The 19376-nt window shown below is 64.1% G+C and carries 16 protein-coding genes; 4 read left to right on the forward strand and 12 right to left on the reverse strand.

Annotated features, from left to right (window positions below; translation table 11 throughout):
* Positions 1-67 precede the first annotated feature (67 nt).
* The 3 genes from preA to hydA form a co-directional block, all read right to left on the reverse strand.
* Entirely contained in the window at positions 68-1342 is a 1275-nt protein-coding gene (preA, locus tag ACNFBR_RS06505; RefSeq protein WP_416734148.1) for an NAD-dependent dihydropyrimidine dehydrogenase subunit PreA, read from the reverse strand.
* The gene (locus ACNFBR_RS06510; protein WP_416734149.1) at positions 1343-2710 is read right to left on the reverse strand and encodes an NAD(P)-dependent oxidoreductase; all 1368 of its coding nucleotides are present in this window, start codon (positions 2708-2710) and stop codon (positions 1343-1345) included. It lies immediately after the preceding gene.
* A gap of 146 nt (positions 2711-2856) precedes the next feature.
* Entirely contained in the window at positions 2857-4296 is a 1440-nt protein-coding gene (gene hydA / locus ACNFBR_RS06515) for a dihydropyrimidinase (RefSeq protein WP_416734150.1), read from the reverse strand.
* 344 nt (positions 4297-4640) lie between these two features.
* On the opposite strand from hydA, the gene ACNFBR_RS06520 reads away from it, so the two are divergent.
* Both ACNFBR_RS06520 and ACNFBR_RS06525 read left to right on the forward strand, forming a co-directional pair.
* Positions 4641-6131 carry an NCS1 family nucleobase:cation symporter-1 gene (locus ACNFBR_RS06520; protein ID WP_416734151.1) on the forward strand — a complete coding sequence of 497 codons (1491 nt, stop codon included), beginning with the start codon at positions 4641-4643 and terminating at the stop codon, positions 6129-6131.
* 122 nt (positions 6132-6253) lie between these two features.
* A complete protein-coding gene (locus ACNFBR_RS06525; protein ID WP_416734152.1) occupies positions 6254-7537 on the forward strand; it encodes a Zn-dependent hydrolase in 1284 nt (427 codons plus the stop codon).
* Between the two features lie 291 nt (positions 7538-7828).
* On the opposite strand, the gene ACNFBR_RS06530 is transcribed toward ACNFBR_RS06525, so the two are convergent.
* The 5 genes from ACNFBR_RS06530 to nhaB form a co-directional block, all read right to left on the reverse strand.
* Positions 7829-8788, reverse strand: coding sequence for a ribonuclease Z (locus tag ACNFBR_RS06530; protein WP_416734153.1), 960 nt, complete (start codon positions 8786-8788; stop codon positions 7829-7831).
* A gap of 16 nt (positions 8789-8804) precedes the next feature.
* The gene (locus ACNFBR_RS06535; RefSeq protein WP_416734498.1) at positions 8805-9251 is read right to left on the reverse strand and encodes an NUDIX hydrolase; all 447 of its coding nucleotides are present in this window, start codon (positions 9249-9251) and stop codon (positions 8805-8807) included.
* An 84-nt stretch (positions 9252-9335) separates the two neighbouring features.
* Positions 9336-9881: a lipocalin family protein gene (locus ACNFBR_RS06540; protein WP_416734154.1), complete on the reverse strand. Its 546-nt coding sequence runs from the start codon at positions 9879-9881 to the stop codon at positions 9336-9338.
* 72 nt (positions 9882-9953) lie between these two features.
* On the reverse strand, positions 9954-10577 hold the full coding sequence (locus ACNFBR_RS06545; RefSeq protein ID WP_416734155.1) for a dihydrofolate reductase family protein: 624 nt from the start codon (positions 10575-10577) through the stop codon (positions 9954-9956).
* 132 nt (positions 10578-10709) lie between these two features.
* Positions 10710-12212, reverse strand: coding sequence for a sodium/proton antiporter NhaB (gene nhaB, locus ACNFBR_RS06550; RefSeq protein WP_416734156.1), 1503 nt, complete (start codon positions 12210-12212; stop codon positions 10710-10712).
* 150 nt (positions 12213-12362) lie between these two features.
* On the opposite strand from nhaB, the gene ACNFBR_RS06555 reads away from it, so the two are divergent.
* Both ACNFBR_RS06555 and nudC read left to right on the forward strand, forming a co-directional pair.
* Positions 12363-13175 carry a crotonase/enoyl-CoA hydratase family protein gene (locus ACNFBR_RS06555; RefSeq protein WP_416734157.1) on the forward strand — a complete coding sequence of 271 codons (813 nt, stop codon included), beginning with the start codon at positions 12363-12365 and terminating at the stop codon, positions 13173-13175.
* 36 nt (positions 13176-13211) lie between these two features.
* Positions 13212-14042, forward strand: a complete 831-nt coding sequence (nudC, locus tag ACNFBR_RS06560) for an NAD(+) diphosphatase (protein WP_416734158.1) — start codon at positions 13212-13214, stop codon at positions 14040-14042.
* On the opposite strand, the gene ACNFBR_RS06565 is transcribed toward nudC, so the two are convergent.
* The 4 genes from ACNFBR_RS06565 to ACNFBR_RS06580 all read right to left on the reverse strand — a co-directional run bounded on the left by ACNFBR_RS06565 (position 14010) and on the right by ACNFBR_RS06580 (position 19348).
* Positions 14010-14789, reverse strand: a complete 780-nt coding sequence (locus tag ACNFBR_RS06565; protein WP_012273229.1) for a TSUP family transporter — start codon at positions 14787-14789, stop codon at positions 14010-14012. The two genes, nudC and ACNFBR_RS06565, sit on opposite strands and share 33 nt — an antisense overlap.
* A gap of 322 nt (positions 14790-15111) precedes the next feature.
* Entirely contained in the window at positions 15112-15942 is an 831-nt protein-coding gene (locus ACNFBR_RS06570; protein WP_416734159.1) for an alpha/beta fold hydrolase, read from the reverse strand.
* Positions 15943-16022: 80 nt separating this feature from the next.
* Positions 16023-17312, reverse strand: coding sequence for an NAD(P)/FAD-dependent oxidoreductase (locus ACNFBR_RS06575; RefSeq protein WP_416734160.1), 1290 nt, complete (start codon positions 17310-17312; stop codon positions 16023-16025).
* A gap of 77 nt (positions 17313-17389) precedes the next feature.
* Positions 17390-19348, reverse strand: coding sequence for a DNA topoisomerase III (locus tag ACNFBR_RS06580; RefSeq protein WP_416734499.1), 1959 nt, complete (start codon positions 19346-19348; stop codon positions 17390-17392).
* Between the last annotated feature and the right edge of the window lie 28 nt (positions 19349-19376).

Consider the following 19376-nt stretch of genomic DNA (forward strand, 5'->3'; position numbering starts at 1 on the left):
TGCACTGCCCTTAGCTGCTGTGGGAGCGGGCAAGCCCGCGAAGGGCTGCATGGCAGCCCCCGTTGCCTCAACTGGCCTCGCGGTAGGGGTTGCGCGGGTCCTGGGTCCAGTTCAGGTATGGCTTGCCAGTATCCTGCGCCTCCATCTCGATGCAGTTTTCAACCGGGCAAGTGATTTGGCACAGGTTGCAGCCCACGCATTCCTCTTCGATCACGCTGTAGGCATGGGTCCCGTCAGCCTTGAGCGTACTGGCAATCGCCTGGTGCGAGGTATCCTCACACGCAATGTGGCAGCGCCCACAGCCAATACAGGCCTCCTGGTCGATATGCGCCACCGACTTGTAGTTGATGTCCAGGTACTTCCAGTCGGTGGTATGCCCCACTGCCTGCCCGCGAAATGCCTCGATATCGCGATGCCCATGCTGGTCCATCCAGCGTGCCAGGCCGTCTTTCATGTCCTCGACAATACGGAAGCCATGCAGCATTGCCGCCGTGCACACCTGCACGGCGCCGCTGCCCAGGGCCATGAACTCCGCCGCATCCCGCCAGTTGCCGATGCCGCCGATGCCACAAATCGGCAAACCGTGGGTTTCCGGGTCGCGGGCAATTTCCGCCACCATGTTCAGGGCAATCGGCTTCACTGCCGAACCGCAGTAACCGCCGTGGGTGCTCTGGTCACCGACGATGGGGTGGGCCACCATGCGGTCCAGGTCGACGCTGGTGATCGAGTTGATGGTGTTGATCAACGACACCGCATCGGCCCCACCACGGTGGGCGGCGCGGGCCGACTGGCGAATGTCGGTGATGTTCGGCGTGAGTTTGACGATCACCGGCAGCGAGCAGTGCGTCTTGCACCAGCGGGTGACCATTTCCACGTATTCCGGCACCTGGCCCACCGCCGCGCCCATGCCGCGCTCCGGCATGCCGTGCGGGCAGCCGAAGTTCAGTTCGATGCCATCGGCCCCGGTGGCTTCCACCAGCGGCAGAATGAACTTCCACGATTCTTCCACGCACGGCACCATCAGCGACACGATCAAGGCGCGGTCGGGCCAGTCCTTCTTCACCTGGGTGATTTCACGCAGGTTGATGTCCAGCGAACGATCGGTGATCAGCTCGATGTTGTTGATGCCCTGTACCAGGCGGTTGGCGCCGTAGTGCGCCGAGTAGCGCGACGATACGTTGACCGCCGCCGGGTCCTCGCCCAGCGTTTTCCAGACCACGCCGCCCCAGCCGGCCTCGAAGGCGCGGACCACGTTATAGGCTTTGTCGGTTGGCGGTGCGGAGGCCAGCCAGAACGGGTTGGGTGCCTTGATACCGGCAAATACGATAGACAAGTCGGCCATTTATGCTGCCTCCACGTTGAGCATGAGATGGGCATGGATGGCTTCGGCGGCCAGCTTGCCGTGTTGCACGGCCTGGACGGTGAGGTCCTGGCCCAGCGCGGTGCAGTCGCCGCCGGCGTATACGCCAGGCAGGCTGGTCCGCATCGTTTCATCGACGCGAATGCGTTCACCGTCGCGGGCAAGTTGTGCGGCCACTGGGTCGCCAAGGCTGGCATCGTCGAAGCGTTGGCCGATGGCCTTGAAGATGGCATCGGCGGCCAGCTCGAAGGTTTCGCCGGTATCGCGCAGGCGGCCGTCCGCCAGCTCGGTGCGGGCAAAGCGCATGCCGCGCACCTTGCCGGTATCGTCCAGCAGCACGGCATCAGGACGGGCCCAGGTGTGCAAGCGCACCTGGTTGGCCTTGGCGATGTCCTGTTCGTGGCCGGTGGCGCCCATGTCGGCGTGACCACGGCGGTACACCAGGTTGACGTCGCGGGCACCCAGCCGGCTCATTTGCACGGCCATGTCGATGGCGGTGTTGCCGGCACCGATCACCAGGCAGCGGTCGGCCAAGGGCAGCTGGGTCAGGTCCTCGGCCTGGCGTAGCTCGCGGATGTACGCGGTGGCGGCGAGCAGGCCTGGGGCTTCTTCATCTGGCAAGCCCAGCTGGCGCACGGCATTCAGGCCGAGGCCCAGGAACACCGCATCGTACTGGTCGCGCAGCTCGCCCAGGCTGAGGTTGCCACCCAGGCGCTGGCCATGGCGAACTTCAATGCCGCCAATACCCAACAGGAACTCCACTTCACGCTGGGCATAGTCGTCCACCAGCTTGTAACGGGCGATGCCGTACTCGTTGAGGCCGCCCGCCTTGTCACAGGCCTCGTACACCACCACGTCATGCCCGTGCATGGCCAGCCGATGGGCGCAGGACAGCCCGGCAGGGCCGGCGCCAACCACGGCAATGCGCTTGCCAGTGGCTGGCGAGCGCTTGAACGGGTGCTCGCTGAATTGGGCGTTGTCCAGGGCGTAGCGCTGCAACTGGCCGATCAGCACCGGCGCGCATTCCTGGGCGTTGTTGCGCACACAGGCTTGCTGGCAGAGGATTTCGGTGGGGCACACGCGGGCGCAACTGCCGCCGAGGATGTTGGCCGAAAGAATCCGCTCGGCAGCGCCCTGCAGGTTTTCGTCGCTGATGCGGTGGATGAACGAGGGGATATCGATTTCGCTGGGGCACGCGTTGACGCAGGGCGCGTCGTAACAGTACAGGCAGCGTGCACTTTCTACCGCGGCCTGGCGGGCGGTGAGGGGTGGGGCCAGGTCGCTGAAGCGCTCGGCCAATTGGTCGGCACCGGCCCGGGGGCGCGGCAAGTGGTTCAGGGCGTCGATCACGGTTGTTGCCTCTCTATTTTTTATGGGGGCAGGCGACAGGTAATGCGATGGGTTTTGGGGCCGCTGCGCGGCCCATCGCGACACAAGGTCGCTCCTACAAGGGACCGCGCACGCCTGCGATGGGCTGCGTTGCAGCCCCAATGGCATTAACGCTGAACGGGCGTCGGCCGCTGCTGCTCGGCCCTGCGCCCCAGCACCTCATACACCGACGGATACGCCGGCCGCTCCACATACCGCCCCGCACCGGCTTCGGCGCGCAGGTCGCCATCGGCCCAGAGCACCTTGCCCTGGCTGATGGTGTGGCTGGGGATACCGCGCACGGTACGGCCTTCGAAGATGTTGAAGTCCACGCGCTGGTGATGGGTCTGGGCGGAAATGGTGCGGGTGCCCTGCGGGTCCCACAGCACCAGGTCGGCATCGGCCCCCACGCGGATGGCGCCCTTGCGCGGGAACAGGTTGAAGATTTTCGCCGTGTTGGTGGAGGTCAGCGCGACGAACTCATGCATCGACAGGCGGCCACTGTTGACCCCGGCATCCCACAGCACCACCATGCGGTCTTCGATGCCGGCGGTGCCGTTGGGGATACGGCTGAAATCGTCGCGGCCCATGGCTTTCTGCTCGGCGCAGAAGCAGCAATGGTCGGTGGCGGTGGTGTGCAGGTTGCCTGACTGCAAGCCGCGCCACAGCGCCTCCTGATGCTCGCGCGGGCGGAACGGCGGGCTCATCACGTAGCCGGCAGCGGTGGCCCAGTCCGGGTCACGGTAGACGCTGTCGTCCAGCAACAGGTGGCCGGGCAGCACCTCGCCATACACCGGCTGGCCCTTGCCCCGGGCGTAGGCGATTTCATCCAGTGCCTCGCGGCTGGAAATGTGCACCAGGTACAGCGGCGTGCCGAGGGTTTCGGCAATGCGGATGGCGCGGCTGGCCGCCTCGCCTTCAACCTGCGAGGGGCGTGACAGCGGGTGGGCTTCCGGCCCGGTCAGGCCCTGGGCCAGCAGCTTTTTCTGCAGGTGGTACACCAGTTCGCCGTTCTCGGCATGCACGGTGGGTACCGCGCCCAGTTGCAGGCAGCGCTCGAAGCTGGCCACCAGGGTGTCGTCGGCGGCCATGATCGCATTCTTGTAGGCCATGAAGTGCTTGAAGCTGTTCACCCCGTGTTTGGCCACCAGCTCGCCCATCTCTTCGGCCACCTGCTCGCTCCACCAGGTGATGGCGACGTGGAAGCCGTAGTCGCTGGCACTTTTCTGCGCCCAGCCGCGCCAGGTGTGGAACGCTTCCAGCAACGACTGCTGCGGGTTGGGAATGACGAAGTCGATGATCGATGTGGTGCCGCCCGCCAGGCCCGCGGCGGTGCCGCTGAAGAAGTCCTCGCTGGCCACGGTGCCCATGAACGGCAACTGCATATGGGTGTGCGGGTCGATGCCGCCAGGCATCAGGTACTGGCCGCTGCCGTCGAGGATCTCGCAGTCGGTAGGGGGTTCGAGGTTTTGCCCGATGGCACGGATCAGGCCATCGGCACACAGGACATCGGCGGGATAACTCTCTTCGTGGGTAACCACGGTGGCGCCACGGATCAACAGGGACATGCCGTTTTCCTCGCAGGCTGACCGGTCTGGGCCGGTTCTTGGAATTGTCTTGGGTGTCGGGCCGGCAGGGCGGTTAATCCTGTCAGGTCTGACAAGATTGGAGGCTAGATGCGGATCCGTAAATCAGCAAGAATTTTTTCCCACAATTTTTGTGGTTTTTAACTAATTGATAATAAACAGTTAATTTTTAATGACCTACTGACTACGGGGCTTTCAGAGGTTTTTGACTAACTTGACAAGATGAAATTCTGGTCAAGATTTCTAATCACCAATCCGCGTGTGTACTCCGGCCATCGAATTAGCCCGATGAGCAAACAACTACAAGAAAATCTGGAGAAGGGCCCATGCAACAGAGCAGATCGGAAGTGGTCGAGCAGGGTGGCTTGTTCGAACTGTCCGAGGGCAGCGATGTCCTCGACAGCCCGCGCTACAACCACGACATCGCACCGACCAAGGTGCACCAGCGCACCTGGAACAAATGGCACATCACCGCCCTGTGGGTGGGCATGTCAATCTGTGTGCCTACCTACACCCTGGGCGGCGTGCTCACCGCCTACTTTGGCCTGAGTGTCGGCGAAGCGCTGTTGGCGATTCTGCTGGCCAACGTGATCGTGCTGATCCCGCTCACCCTCAACGCCTTCCCCGGCACCAAGTACGGCATCCCGTTCCCGGTACTGCTGCGGTCGTCGTTCGGCATTCTCGGCTCCAACGTACCCTGCCTGATCCGTGCGGTGGTCGCCTGTGGCTGGTTTGGTATCCAGACCATGTTCGGCGGGCTGGCCATTCACCTGTTCCTCGGCTCGGTGTTCGATGGCTGGAAGGCCTTGGGCGGCACCGGCGAGGTGATTGGCTTCATGATCTTCTGGTGCCTGAACCTGTGGGTGGTACTGCGCGGCGCCGAGTCGATCAAGTGGCTGGAAACGCTGTCGGCACCGCTGCTGGTGGCCGTGGGTATCGGCCTGTTGGTCTGGGCCTTGCCGCACATGTCGATGACCGAACTGCTGGCCCAGCCACCCAAGCGCCCGGAAGGGGCGAGCGTGGTCAGCTACTTCTGCGCAGGGCTTACCGCCATGGTCGGTTTCTGGGCCACGTTGTCGCTGAACATTCCCGACTTCAGCCGTTACGCCCGTAGCCAGAAGGACCAGATTCTCGGGCAGATCTTCGGCCTGCCGTTGACCATGTTCCTGTTCGCTGCCTTGGGCGTGGTGTTGACCGCTGCCTCGGCGTCGCTGGTGGGCGAGACGGTGTCCGATCCGGTCAGCCTGATCGGCAAGATCCACAGCCCGTTCTGGGTGGCCTTGGCGATGGCGTTGATCGTGATCGCCACCTTGTCGACCAACACGGCGGCGAACATCGTATCGCCGACCAACGACTTCCAGAACATCGCCCCACGCCTGATCGGGCGCAGCCGCGCGGTATGGCTAACCGGCTTCATCGGCCTGGCGCTGATGGGCCATGAGTTGCTGAAGAAGCTGGGTTGGATCGTCTCCGACCTGAGCCTGGAAAGCGTGTATTCCAACTGGTTGCTGGGCTATTCCAGCCTGCTCGGGCCGATTGCCGGGATCATGGTGGTGGACTACTTCCTGATCCGTCGGCAAAAGCTCGACCTGGCCGGGTTGTACCGCGACGACGTGTACCCGGCGTGGAACTGGGCGGGGTTCGCCGCCTTCGCTTTGCCGGTTGGGCTGACGGTGATGGCGATTGGCAACAGCAGTTTCAGTTGGTTCTACGACTACGGCTGGTTCACCGGCTCGTTGCTCGGTGGGGCGCTGTACTACGTATTTGCCGGCCTGGCGGCTCGCAACCCGGCGCGGCTGGCCAAGCCCTTGCCTTGAGACCGTGCCTGCCTCTTCGCGGGCGCGCCCGCTCCCACATTCAAGCCTGTGATGGCCCTGTGGGAGCGGGCGCGCCCGCGAAGAGGCCAGAACAGACAACAAAAAGCCTGAAGGAGATACCCGTGACCCCCGTCAAAGAGATCCTGAAGACCACTGCCCATCACGTCGACAGCACCCGCCTGTGGCAATCGCTGATGGACCTGGCCCGCCTCGGCGCCACCGCCAAGGGCGGTGTCTGCCGCCTGGCCCTGACCGACCTCGATCGCCAGGCTCGCGACCTTTTTGTGCAGTGGTGCGAGGCCGCCGGTTGCACGGTCAGCATCGACGCTGTCGGCAACATCTTCGCCCGCCGCCCTGGGCGTAACCCCAAGCTGCCACCGGTGATGACCGGCAGCCATATCGACACCCAACCCACCGGTGGCAAGTTCGATGGCTGCTTCGGGGTGATGGCCGGGCTGGAGGTGATCCGCACCCTCAACGACCTGGGCGTGGAAACCGAAGCACCGCTGGAAGTGGTGGTGTGGACCAACGAGGAGGGTTCACGTTTTCCGCCCTGCATGATGGGTTCAGGCGTGTTCGCCGGCAAGTTCACCCTCGAGGACACCCTGGCCAAACGCGATGCCCAGGGTGTCAGCGTTGGCGAAGCGTTGAGCGCCATCGGCTACGCCGGCCCGCGTGCGGTACTGGGCCATCCGGTGGGGGCGTATTTCGAAGCGCATATCGAGCAGGGGCCGATTCTGGAGGATCAGGCCAAGACCATCGGCGTTGTCCTTGGCGCCCTGGGCCAGAAATGGTTCGACCTGACCCTGCGCGGCGTCGAAGCCCATGCCGGCCCAACCCCCATGCACCTGCGCAAGGACGCCCTGGTGGGCGCTGCCGCCGTGGTGGAGGCGGTCAACCGCACCGCCCTTGGCCACCAGCCCCATGCCTGTGGCACGGTGGGTTGCCTGCAAGCGTACCCAGGGTCGCGTAACGTGATCCCGGGCGAGGTGCGCATGACCCTGGACTTCCGTCACCTGGAGGGCGAACAGCTCGATGCAATGATTGCCGAGGTACGTGCGGTGATCGAAGCCACCTGCGCCAAGCATGGCCTGAGCCATGAGCTGGTGCCCACGGCCGACTTCCCGGCGCTGTACTTCGACAAAGGCTGCGTCGATGCCGTGCGCGAGTCGGCCAAGGCGTTGGGCTTGTCGCACATGGACATCGTCAGCGGTGCGGGGCATGACGCGATCTTCCTGGCCGAGCTGGGGCCGGCGGGGATGATATTCGTGCCGTGTGAAAACGGCATCAGCCATAACGAGATCGAGAACGCTACACCTGAAGACCTGGCGGCGGGTTGCGCGGTGTTGTTACGGGCGATGCTGGCGGCGTCGGAGGCGATCGCCAGCGGGCGGTTGGCGGCCTAGTTTGGCGTGAGTGTTGCGGCGCCTGGGAGATCGAGCGCCGCCCGCGCGGCGCATCGCGAGCGAAGCTCGCTCCTACATTTGTTTCGGGCCAATTATGCCTGTGGGATTTGCGCGCGAACGCCTTGGCGCTTGGCTCTATATCGCGTCGTACAAACAAGGCGGTCGCGCGCGCCTGTCACAGGCAATGCTGGCCCGAAACAAATGTAGGAGCGAGCTTCGCTCGCGATGCGCCGCGCGGGCGGCGCTCGATCTACGCGCCACCTCAAAACCCAAGACAGGCACCTGTTATCCTCATCCCGTCGCCTCAAGACAGCCATCACGGCCAAGGTGATAGCGCTGCAGATCCTGAGCCAGAGTCAGCCGCCCGCTGTAATGGGCGAGGGCTTCGTCGCGCACGTTGTCGATGCTGGGGCTGCGCCGTGGGTCGCTCTGGTAGCGGGCGCTGAAGTGCGTCAGCACCAGGTTATGCACCCCCGCGGCCTCGGCAAAGCGCGCCACCGCGGCGGCAGTGCTGTGGCCAAAGGTGATCCCGGTGCGTTCCACCACGGCCTGGGTGAAGGTGGCCTCATGCACCAGTACATCCGCACCCTTGGCGGCGTCGGCCAGCAGCTCGGGGTTGTCGTTGTCCCCGCATACGATCACCCGCCGTGGCGGGCGCGACGGGCGCAGGTAGTCGTGGCCGTTCAGCAACTGCCCGTCGTGCCGCACCGTCAGGCCTTTGGCAAGTTCACCCCACAGTGGACCACGGGGGATGCCTTCGTCTTGCAGCCGCTGGGTGTCCAGGCGGGGTTCGGGGTTGAGTTCAGTGAATACGAAGCCCACGCTGGGCACCCGGTGCGACAGTTGCACGGTGGTCACCTGCAGGGCCTCGTTGCGCCATTCGACCAGGTCCTCCACGGCCAACAAGCGCAGTTCGAACGGCAGGAACGTGTCGCTGGCCAGCAGGCCCTGGCGTACCCAGTCGTGCAGCGCGACGGGCAGAATCAGCTCCAGCGGCTGGGTGCGCCCGCTCATGCCAGCGCTGGCCAGCAGGCCGGGCAGGCCAAAGCAATGGTCGCCATGCACGTGGGTGATGAAGATCGCACGCAGGTCGCGGATCGACAGCGGCGTGTGCAGCAGCCGGTGCTGGGTGCCTTCGCCACAATCGACCAGGTACCAGTGGCTGCCACTGGCTTCGATCACCGCTGTGGCGCTGACATTGCGTGCCTTGGTTGGCACCCCGGCGGAGGTACCGAGGAACAGCAGGTCCATGTTCAGGCTCCCTGTTTCAGCTCAACAGCGACAGGTCGCGCAGCAAGGCCTGCAGGCCCTGTGGCACTAATGGGCCGATGCGGGCGAAATCGGCGCTGTCGCACCAGCGGGCCCGGAACGGGCTGCTGTCGGACTCCTGGCCGTCTAGCCAGTCCTGCTGGTACAGGGCGGCATCGTCGAAGCGCGCATCGTACACCTGAACGATCTCATGCCCCGGCTTGCCGGCATAGGTGAACAGGCTTTCCAAGGTGCCGAGCAGCTTTACATCGCTGATCGGCTGGCCCAGCTCCTCGGCGATTTCCCGGGCGATGGCGTCACGGCCCAGTTCACCGAACTCGATGCCGCCACCCAACGGGCGGCACAGTGTCTGACCGCTGGCCGGGTCGTCGAACACATTGACCAAAATCTTGCCCTGGTGGTGGAACACGCACAAAGCAAGAAAACGGATGCGGGGTGCTGGCAGTGGCGGGGTCGTCACGGGCTCGTTCCTTCGAGGCGATAAAGGGCGCACACCATAGCCGGATTGCCGCCTGCCGTCGACGGCCTGCTAGTCGCCCTGCCGCCAAATGAGCGTGCTGGTGTCATAACCTTGCTCTCGGGCGATGGTCAGCAGCTGTTCGCGCTGCTGGTCGGTGACCGCAGGTGTGCGCGAAAGCAGCCACAGGTACTCACGGTTGGGGTGGCCGACCAACGCCACGCGGTAGTCCTTGTCGTGGTACAGCACCCAGTACTCGCCCTTGGTCAGGCCGGGCGCCAGGCGGCTGAACCAGTTGTCGAAGCGCACCCACAGCTTGTCGGTACTGCCCGGTTGCTGGGCCTCGGCGATGCCTTTGGCTTCATTCCACTGGCCGTCCTTTTCCCGGCAGCGGTTGGTCACATCGATGCGGCCGTCGGCACGCAGGCCATAGTGCGCCTCGGACTGCACGCAGTTGCGCTGGAAGAACATGGGCAGCCGCGCCAATTCGTACCAGGTGCCCTGATAGCGTTGCAGGTCGACCTGCTGGGTGCGCGGCGGTGCAGGGTGATCGTTGCCGGCGCAGCCGAGCAGGGCCAGGGTCATGCAGGAAAGCAGCAGCGTGGAACGTAGCGCCATGGTGAACCTCCTTGAAGCGGATGGGGGCTTACCTGTGTTTCGATGCGGGCGCGGGGCAAAAGTTGTACGCGATTACACATTGTCGAACGAGCCGGTCTGTACTTGACCTGCGCGCACGTAGCGGGCGATGACCACGCCGTTTGGTGAGACCACCGAGTGCTTCAACGTGAAGGCTGCCGCTGCCGCGTCATTGCCGAACAGGCGTTTGCCGTGGCCGAGCAGCAGGGGGTGGATCAACAACTGCAATTCATCGACCAGGCCCGCCGCCAGCAGTTGCTGCACCAGATCGGCGCTACCCTGGGTCAGCAAGTCGGCGCCGTCCTGCTGTTTAAGTGCGCTGACCGCAGCGGTTACGTCCGCGCCCAGTGCGTGGCTGTTGTGCCAGTCGAGGGTGGCAGGGGTGTGGGTAGCTACGTGCTTGGGCACGCTGTTGAACAGGTTGGCGATGGAGAAGTCTTGCGAGTCGTCTTTTATCTTTGGCCAGTAGCCGGCAAAGATGTCGTAGGTGCGCCGGCCGAGCAGCAGCTCGAAGGGTTGGCTGAACAATGCCTGCATGGCCTGGCCGAAGACTTCTTCGGCGTAGGGCACGATCCAGCCGCCGTAATTGAAGCCGCCACTGGTGTCCTCCTGCGGGCCACCGGGGGCTTGCATGACACCGTCAAGGCTGATGAAGGCGGCTACGATGAGTTTGCGCATGGGGACGCTCCTGTTTGCAGCCGGGGTGGCTGCTGGTACGGGATAGTCGAATGGCGTCGGGCAGAATCGACAGCGTGGACCTGTGGCGGCCCTTTCGCGGGCGTGCCCGCGAAGCGGTTGGTGCAGGCTACATCACAGCCAGTAGGTCACCGCCCACCAGCCCAGCCCACCCATTACCACGGTATAGGGCAGGGCCATCCATACCATCCGGCCATACGAAAGCCGGATCAGCGGCGCAATCGCCGAAGTCAGCAGGAACAGGAACGCCGCCTGCCCGTTCGGCGTCGCCACGCTGGGCAGGTTGGTGCCGGTGTTGATCGCCACCGCCAGCGTCTCGAAATGCTCGCGGCTCATGCCGCCATTGAGAAATGCCTGTTTCACCTCGGTGATATAGATGGTGGCAACGAACACGTTGTCGCTGATCGCCGACAGCAAACCGTTGGCCAGGTACAGCATGCCCGGTTGCTGGTCGGCTGGCAGCGTCAGCACCCAGCTGATCAATGGGCTGAACAGTTGCTGCTGATGAATCACCGCGACCACGGCGAAGAACACCACCAGCAGCGAAGTGAACGGCATGGCGTCCTGGAAGGCACGGCCCAAGCGATGCTCGTCGGTGATGCCGGTAAAGGCTGTGATCAACACGATCACCATCAGGCCGATCAGGCCGACCTCGGCCACATGCAGCCCCAGGCAGACGATCAGGATCAATGCAGCGAGCCCTTGTACCCACAGCGCGATGCGCTGGGCCTGAGTACGCGCGGCGTCGTCTTCGGCGGCATAGGTGGCCAGCACCTGACGCACGGGCTCAGGCATCAGCGTGCCGTAGCCGAACAGGCGCAGTTTCTCCAGCAGTACGCAGGTCAGCAGGCCGGCACCCAGTACCGGCAGCGACACAGGCGCGACCTTGAGGAAGAAGTCGGCGAAGTGCCAACCCATTTCGTGGCCGATCAGCAGGTTCTGTGGTTCACCCACCAATGTGCAAACGCCGCCCAGGGCAGTGCCTACCGCGCCGTGCATCAGCAGGCTGCGCAGGAAGGCGCGGAACTGGTCGAGGTCTTCGCGATGCAGTTGAGCGACCTGCTGGTCGCTGTCCAGTGCACTGTCCTCACGCGGGTTGGCCCCGGAGGCGACACGGTGGTACACCGCATAGAAGCCGACGGCGGCACTGATGATCACCGCCGTCACGGTCAGCGCATCGAGAAACGCAGACAGAAACGCCGACAGCACGCAGAAAAGCAGCGACAGGACAGCTTTCGAGCGAACCCCCAGCAGGATCCGCGAGAACAGGAACAGCAGCAGTTCCTTCATGAAGTGGATGCCGGCGACCATGAACATCAGCAGCAGAATCACCGGAAAGTTGTGCTGCAGTTCCTCGTACAGCGCCTGTGGTGTGGTCATGCGCAACAGCAAGGCTTCGACCAGCAACAGGCCACCGGGCATCAGCGGGTAGCACTTCAGCGCCATACCCAGGGTGAAGATGAACTCGATCACCAGCGCCCAGCCTGCCGCCACCGGGCCAACGGTGACCAGCAGCAGCGGGTTGAGCACCAGGATCAGGCAGATGACCGCTTTGTACCAAAGCGGTGACTGGCCGAGAAAGCCGTGGGCGAGGGCGCCGGTCAGGGAGCGTTGCATGAATATGTATCCTTATAATTCGGCGATGGCGCACGGTGCCGGATCAACGCGCCTTAGGCAAGGCGTGCAGTCCTGTTTTTGGCACAAGTGCGGTCATCGGGCTGGGTTACCATCCGCGCTATGAACTCTAAATCCGCAGGAGTGCCGCCCGTGACCGAGTACAGCGCATTCAAGGTCGAACTGACCGACAACATCGCCCACGTACAAATCAACCGCCCGGAAAAGGTCAACGCGATGAACGCGGCTTTCTGGGAAGAGATCGTCGACATCTTCCAGTGGATCGACGACACCGATGCCGTGCGTGCAGTGGTCATCAGTGGTGCAGGCAAGCATTTCTCCGCCGGTATCGACCTGATGATGCTGGCGTCGCTGGCCGGGCAGATGGGCAAGGACGTCGGGCGCAATGCACGCTTCCTGCGCAGCACCATCCAGCGCCTGCAGGCCTCGTTCACCGCCGTCGACAAGTGCCGCAAGCCGGTACTGGCCGCCGTGCAGGGCTATTGCATCGGCGGCGCCATCGACCTCATCTCGGCTTGCGACATGCGCTACTGCAGCAGCGACGCGCAATTCTCGATCAAGGAAATCGACATGGGCATGGCCGCCGATGTCGGCACACTGCAACGTTTGCCACGTATCATCGGCGACGGCATGATGCGTGAGCTGGCCTTCACCGGGCGCAATGTCGAGGCTGAAGAGGCGCTGCGCATCGGCTTGGTCAACCGGGTCTATGATGATCAGGCTGCGCTGATGGATGAGGTCTTTGTCATCGCCCGCGAGATTGCCGCAAAATCGCCGATCGCCGTGGCCGGCACCAAGGAAATGCTCAGCTACATGCGTGATCATCGCATCGACGATGGCCTGGACTACATCGCCACCTGGAACGCCGCCATGCTGCAGTCCGAAGACCTGCGCGTGGCCGTGGCGGCACACATGAGCAAACAGAAACCGACGTTCGCCGACTGATCGGGTTGGGGGACGCGCAGTAAAGGAACCCCCGACATGTCAGCACGCTGGACTACCGCAGTACTCGACCCGCAAATTTCCGGGGGGCTGGCCGTGGCCCGCGGCCCGGAAGGGTTCCTGGTGGACGCCAACGGTGCGCTGTTCCCCCGCGACTGGCTCAAGCGCCAGGACCTCGACGTGCTGTGCGAACACGGCATCGGCCACTTCGACGGCCAGCCGGTGTTCTTGCTGGAATTGCGCAGCACCACCGACGTGCCCGGCTGCAGCTGGCGCGGCCTACGCGCCTTCATGCTCGAAGGCGACTTCGACACCTACAAGGTGCTGGGCTACGCCGCGCAAATTGGCACCTGGGCCCGCGAGCACCGCTTTTGCGGCAGCTGCGGCCAGGCCATGACGCAAATCCGCTGGGAGCGGGCGATGTACTGCCAGCCCTGCAACCTGCGCAGCTATCCGCGCATCTCGCCGAGCATGATCGTACTGGTGACCCGAGGCGATGAAATCCTGCTGGCGCGTTCGCCGCGCTTCGTCACCGGGGTGTACAGCACCTTGGCAGGTTTCGCCGAACCGGGCGAGTCAGCCGAAGACTGCCTGGTGCGTGAAGTGCGGGAAGAGGTGGCGGTGGAGGTGCGGAACATCCAGTACGTCGGCAGCCAGTGCTGGCCGTTCCCGCATTCGATGATGCTTGGCTTCCATGCCGAGTACGCTGGCGGCGATATCGTCATGCAACCGGACGAGATCGAGGATGCCCAGTGGTTCAGCGTCCACAACCTGCCGCCGTTGCCGGCCGGGCGCTCCATTGCCCGGTATCTGATCGACCTGTACGTTGCGCGCCGTTTAGGCTTGCCCGAACCAGTGCTGCCACGCTAAACGAACGGTCAATGCCAGCACCACGGTGATGAACACCGGGCGGATGAACTTGCTGCCGCCGCTGATCGCCGTGCGTGCGCCGAAGAAGGCGCCGACCATCACCGACAGGCCCATGCACAGGCCGACGATATAGTCCACCTGCCCGGAAATGATGAACACCGTCAGCGCCGCGATGTTGCTGACGAAGTTCATGCTGCGCGCCACGCCGCTGGCGCGGACCAGGTCGATGGGGTACAGCAGCAGGGTGCTGACCGTCCAGAACGCCCCGGTACCCGGGCCGGCCACGCCGTCGTAGAAGCCCAGGGTGAAGCCTTGCGGCACTTGCCACTTCTTCTTGATGGGTGCGTCGGCATCCAGCGGCGCCTTGGGCGTGCCACCGAACAGCAGGTAGATGCCACAGGCGAAGACGATGACCGGCAGCATCTTGTTCAGCCATTCGGCGGGCATGTAGTGGGCGATGACCGCGCCGAGCAGTGCCCCGATCAGGGTGGCGAACAAGGCAGGACGCCACTGCGCCGGGTGGAAGAGTTTGCGCTTGTAGTAGGTGAAACCGGCGGTGGCCGAGCCGAAGGTGGAGCTGAGCTTGTTGGTGCCCAGTACCAGGTGCGGTGGCATGCCGGCGGTGAGCAGGGCCGGTGTGGTGAGCAGGCCGCCGCCACCGGCGATGGCATCGATGAAACCGGCGACGAAGGCGACCAGGGCCAGTATCAGCAGAGTTAGGGGTTCTACGGTGAGTTCGAAGGGCATGGGAGGCTTTCAAGCTGAAGGGCAGGCTGCGACGACTCGTCGCATGAGGAAGAACTATGGTAATGCTTGGAGCTTGTGGCTGTCAGGCGCTAATCCATTGTTTGGAAGACCAGTTTGAAGGTATCAATCTTCGAAGGTCACCGAAGGAGATCGGATCGCTGTTCGCCCTACGTGTGGGTTTGTCGATCCTGAACTTGCTACTGAAGGGGGACACTGTTCATGCGAGGAAGTTACGAAGCTGTCGAGAATGCCTCGGTATTTGGTGTCTGGACCGGCCTTTTCGCGGGCGAGCCTGCGAAAGGGCCGGTACAGGCGGGAGGCATCAGCTACGGATGAACGCCAGTAAGTCCGCATTGATCACATCGGCATGGGTAGTCGGCATGCCATGCGGGTAGCCCTTGTAGATTTTCAGCGTGCCATTGGGCAGTAGCTTGGCCGACAGCACCCCGGCGTTTTCATACGGAACGATCTGGTCATCGTCGCCATGCATCACCAGCACAGGCTGCTCGATACCCTTCAGGTCCTCGGTGAAGTCGGTCTGGGAAAATGCCACGATGCCGTCGTAATGGGCCTTGGCGCTGCCGATCATGCCCTGGCGCCACCAGTTGCCGATGATACCTTCGCTGGCTTCGACACCGGGGCGGTTATAGCCGTAGAACGGCCCGGCCGGAACATCCCGGTAGAATTGCGCCCGGTTGCTGGCCACCTGGGCCTGGAAACCGTCGAACACCGCCTTGGGCAGGCCGCCTGGGTTGCCGGGCGTTTGCACCATCAATGGCGGTACGGCAGCGATCAGCACGGCTTTGGCCACCTTGTCTTCGGGGTGGCGGGCCATATAACGCACCACCTCGCCACCCCCGGTCGAGTGGCCGACATGCACCGCGCCCTGAGTGCCCAGGTGGGCGACCACGGCGGCCACGTCGTCGGCGTAGTGGTCCATGTCGTGGCCGTCCCACACCTGGCTGGAACGGCCATGGCCGCGCCGATCGTGGGCGACCACGCGATAACCGTGGGCGAGGAAGAACAGCATCTGCGCGTCCCAGTCGTCGGCACTGAGCGGCCAGCCGTGGTGGAAGTGGATGACCGGGGCATCGCGCGGGCCCCAGTCCTTGTAGAAAATCTGCACGCCGTCCTTCGTGGTGACATAGCTCATGGTCGGGTCTCCTGTGTGCAGGAACCTAAGGGAGCTATTGAGAATAGGAGATATTTCGACGCTGCAAGCGCCGGCTGTCTTCAGACGCGGTCGCGCATTCTGTACCAGGCCTTGGCGGCGGCTTCCAGCGGTGCTGCCAACAGATCGCCGCCGGGGAACCGACCGTTGTCGATCCCTTGATACAGCGCCAATAAGTCTTCATCGCCAAGAATGGCATCGCTGACCGCCCGCGCGGCGGCCAGGGTCGGCAGTACACCATGGCCGGAGAAGCCCTGCAGCCAGTAACGCTGGCCCTCGCGGCCGATGTCCGGGGTGCGCTGGATGCTGCAATCGATATGGCCGCCCCACGCATAATCGATGGCGACCCCGGCCAGTTGCGGGAACACCCGCTCCAGGTATGGGCGGGTGGCGCTGGCGACATCCTTGGGAATGCCGCCCAGGTAAGTGCAGCCGCCGCCGAACAGCAGGCGGTGGTCTGGGGTGAGGCGGAAATAGTCGGGTACGAACTGGTTGTCGATCACACAGCTGTTGCGCGGCAGCAGCGAACGGGCGAAGTCGGCGTCCAGCGGCGCGGTGGCTACCTGGTAGGAGCCGACGGGCAACAGGCGCCTCGACAGGCCACGGTCGAGGCGGTCGATGTAGGCGTTGCAGGCCAGCACCAACACCTGGCAGCGTACTTCGCCGTGCTCGGTACGGGCGATATAGCCGTCGCCAGCCTGCTGGTAACTGAGCACCTGGCTCTGTTCGTAGATGCGCCCGCCGGCAGCCTCGATGGTGCTGGCCAGGCCTTGCGCCAATTTCAGCGGGTTGAGGTGGGCACCCTTGGCGTCGTACAGCGCGGCCTGGTAGCGCGGGCTGTCGAGCCATTGCGGCAGCTCGTCGCGGCCGATCAGGCGCAGGGCGTCGTAGCCCCATTTGCGCTCGGCGTCGTGCAGGGCTTCTTCGAGCATTTTCACCCGGCGCGGCATGACCGCAGTCCATAGGCTGCCCAGCCGGTAGTCGATATCGAAACCGTGGCGCTGGGGCAGTTCGCGCATTTCATCGGCGGCCCAGCACATGCTGGCCCACAACCGTTGGGTGCGCTCGATGCCCAGGGCTTTTTCCAGCGGCGGCATGTCGCACGACCAACCCAACAGCGCCTGGCCACCGTTGCGTCCGGACGCAGCCCAGGCAACCCGGCTGGCTTCCAGCAGTGTGACGCGCTTACCGGCCTGAGTCAGGCGCAGGGCAGTGTGCAGGCCACTGAAGCCGGCGCCGATGATCAGCACATCGGTGTCGTGGGTGCCTTGCAGGGTAGGGCGTAGTGGAATGTTGGCGGGGTAGGTCTGGGCGTAGTAGCTGGCGACGTGCTGGGCGGACTGTTTGAACATGTCGGGCTTCCATGAAATTTATTTTGGTTATTTTCATGAAAACTTAGCATGTAAATTTCACGGTGCCAATGTGCCGGTCAGGTTGTCGCCTTTTTCCGAGGCTGTCGCGGCTTGCTGGCGGTAGCCTTGCTTCCAGCCGCTTTGCTTTTTCCGCCAGCGCGACGCTTCTTCTTCCAAGGTGGCGCCGCCCCGGCCGCCGGCCCGCTGATGGTCATGCGCATGCCGCTGCAGCGCTCGACCAGCTTGCCCATCCACGCCGACTGTCGGGCGACGAATTCTTCCAGGCTCATCTCGCCGCTTTGCACCATGTCCAGCGCCTGCTCCCAGATTGCCGTGGTGCCAGGGTCGGCAATGGCGCGCGGCACGGCATCGATCAGGCTGAAGGCTGCTGGCGTGGCGGCCAGCGCCTTGCCGTTCTTCACCAGGTAACCACGGTCGAGCAGGCCCTGGATAATACTGGCGCGGGTGGCCTCGGTGCCGATGCCGGTGGTTTCCTTGAGCTTTTGCTTCAGCCGCGGGTCGTCCACCAGCTTGGCCACGTTCTTCATCGCCTTGATCAGATCGCCTTCGGTGAACGGCTTGGGCGGCTGGGTCCATAGGTCTTTCAGTTGCAGGCCATGCACTGCGCAGTCCTGGCCTTCGCGCAGCGCTGGCAGCACCTGGGCCGGCGGGGCCTCGCGCCCTTTGGCTGGCGTCAACGCTTCGGGCAGGGCGCGGCGCCAGCCCGGTTCGACGATCTGCTTGCCCACCGCGCGCAGGGCATGGCCGGCACAATCGAAGTCGGCCTGGGTGCGGTCGTACTCATGGTTGGGCAGGAACTGCGCCAGGTAACGGGCGCGGATCAGGGTGTACACCGCCTTGTGCTTGGCCGGCAGGCGCGAGGGATCGCTGGCGGCGGCGGTGGGAATGATGCCGTGGTGTGCGCTGACCTTGGCGTCGTTCCATGCCCGCGAGCGGCGCTGTGGCTCAAGGTGCGGCTGCAGCGGCGCCAGGCTGGCATCGGCCCGTTGCAGGGCGGCGAGGATGGCGGGGGCTTCGGCGTGCTGGCTTTGCGGCAGGTAGCCGCAATCGCTGCGCGGGTAGGTGATCAGCTTGTGGGTTTCGTACAGTGCCTGGGCGATGTCGAGGGTTTCCTGGGCGCCGAGGCCGAACTTTTTCGAGCACAGCTCCTGCAGGGTGCCGAGGTCGAACGGCAGCGGCGCAGCTTCGCGTACACGCTCGGTCGCCACTTTTACGGCCCGGGCAGTGCCGGCATTGCCGATGTCGGTGGCGGCCTGTTGTGCCAGGTCTTGTTTCAGGCAACGGCCCTGATCGTCGCAGGCGTCTTCGGGCGCGCGCCATTGGGCATTGAAACGTTGGCCGGCGTGTTCCAGTTGCACATCGATGGCCCAGAACGGTACTGGCACGAAGTCGGCGATGCTGCGGTCGCGGTCGACCACCAGGCGCAAGGTGGGCGTTTGTACCCGGCCCACCGGCAGCACGCCCTGGTAGCCGGATTGGCGGCCCAGCAGGGTGAACAACCGGCTCATGTTCATGCCGATCAGCCAGTCGGCGCGGGAGCGGCCTAGCGCCGAGTGGTAAAGGTTGAACGTTTCATGGCCCGGCAGCAGGCGTGCCAGGGCCTTGCGGATGGAGGCGTCATCCAGTGCCGACAGCCACAGGCGCTGCACCGGGCCACGGTAGCGGCAATGCTCGACCAGTTCGCGGGCGATCATTTCGCCTTCGCGGTCGGCGTCGGTGGCGATCACCAGCTCCCGCGCTTCGCCAAGCAGGCGCTTGACTGCCTTGAACTGGCTGGCGGTCTTGGGCTTGACCAGCATCTTCCACTTGTCCGGAATGATCGGCAGGTCGGCCAGGTTCCAGCGTTTGTAGCGTTCGTCGTAGCTGTCGGGCGGGGCGGTTTCCAGCAGGTGGCCGATGCACCAGGTGACGCAGACGTCGGTGCCTTGCCAGCAGCCGTCGCCTTTGCGGTTGGCGCCGAGCACTTTGGCGATGTCTTTTGCCTGGGAGGGTTTTTCGCAGAGGAACAGGCGCATGGCCGGGGACGCTTCATCGGGGGTGATG

The sequence above is a fragment of the Pseudomonas sp. NY11955 genome (assembly GCF_048068035.1).
Taxonomy (GTDB): Bacteria; Pseudomonadota; Gammaproteobacteria; order Pseudomonadales; family Pseudomonadaceae; genus Aquipseudomonas.